General features: G+C 38.1%; 1 protein-coding gene. It reads left to right on the top strand.

Annotated elements, in window-relative coordinates:
• Positions 1-236 (top strand): response regulator transcription factor (locus SB771_RS34100; protein WP_410721931.1); only part of this gene is annotated, 236 nt, incomplete at its 5' end.
• Between the last annotated feature and the right edge of the window lie 45 nt (positions 237-281).

Here is a 281-nt window from a genome sequence, read left to right on the forward strand (position 1 = left end):
ATATTACTTTAAAGCAAGACGATTATGCTCACCTGACCAAACGCGAAAAGTCGGTTATTCATTTAATTGCTCAAGGCGCGAGTAATAATACGATCGCGGATAAACTTAATATAAGTGATCACACCGTAAAAACTCATTTGTATAGTGCCTTCAAAAAAACAAATTCACGAAATAGAATAGAGCTTGCAAACTGGGCCCAGCGTTATGTAGCGGTTTTGCTGCCTATGGTTAAGTAAACCACTACATCTAAAGTGACCTTAGCCCAGTATTAGTAGCCTTTT

This window comes from Burkholderia sp. SIMBA_051 (assembly GCF_046534915.1).
Taxonomy (GTDB): domain Bacteria; phylum Pseudomonadota; class Gammaproteobacteria; order Burkholderiales; family Burkholderiaceae; genus Burkholderia; species Burkholderia ambifaria.